The organism is Neisseria sp. P0017.S009 (genome assembly GCF_051957375.1).
In the GTDB taxonomy this organism is placed as follows: Bacteria; Pseudomonadota; Gammaproteobacteria; order Burkholderiales; family Neisseriaceae; genus Neisseria; species Neisseria perflava.
In genome coordinates, this window is the sequence record NZ_JBQCWL010000028.1 from 1 (window position 1) to 331 (window position 331).

Annotated in this window: 1 pseudogene; it reads right to left on the minus strand. The window is 48.6% G+C overall.

Going from position 1 to position 331, the window contains the following annotated elements:
* A pseudogene (locus tag ACTHTG_RS11195) lies at nt 1-331 on the minus strand (UDP-N-acetylmuramate dehydrogenase); the annotation flags it as partial.

Below are 331 nucleotides of genomic sequence, written 5' to 3' on the forward strand. Positions count from 1 at the left end.
GCACGTTAGGATTAGGCAGTTTACTGTTGCGGATTGCACACACTGCGTCGGAAACATCTTTAGCTGTTGCTTCTCGGCCTTGGCTCAGTTCGGCAACCGCTGCCGCCAAATCGCCATAGCCCAAGTTCGGCACAAAATGCTCTTTTAACGCAAATACAACCGAAACAATCACATAACGCCCTTTGCCTTCCTGTTTGAATAGGCTTTCACGATAGGCAAAGTCACAGTCGGCATTGGAAAGCTCGACAAAGGTGTCCGTATCCAAATCAAAGCAGCGTACGCTATGGATAACATCTTTCGCTTCAACGCCGTATGCGCCGATGTTTTGTAC